The following is a 274-nucleotide window of genomic DNA, read 5'->3' as shown; positions in this document are numbered from 1 at the left end:
CCGCAATGGGACCTGACTCCAATCGACCCGACCAGCCTGCAACAACGCTCAAACAGCCATTTGGTCAAAGTAGAATATGAAAACGACAACAACAAGCTGGACCTTCAGCTTCGTACCATGAACAACCGTATCGGCAGCCGCAAAGTAGAAAACCGCAACTACCAAGCCAATTACAATTTAAACATTGGCGATTATGTCGATTTAAACGTGTTGGCCGCCCATAATTTGGGAAAACAAAAATATCCGAAAAACTCACGTTTTTCAGGATGGGGGC

The 274-nt window shown here is 45.6% G+C and carries 1 protein-coding gene; it reads left to right on the top strand.

Annotation, left to right across the window (positions count from 1 at the left end; translation table 11 throughout):
* A partial coding sequence (locus Q4528_RS13855; RefSeq protein ID WP_303522158.1) for a hypothetical protein occupies positions 1-274 on the top strand: 274 nt, incomplete at both ends.

Source organism: Staphylococcus pasteuri (assembly GCF_030547725.1).
GTDB classification, from domain to species: domain Bacteria; phylum Bacillota; class Bacilli; order Staphylococcales; family Staphylococcaceae; genus Staphylococcus; species Staphylococcus pasteuri.
Note: the sequence above shows the minus strand (reverse complement) of the source record. Positions and strands in the feature narration are given on the sequence as shown.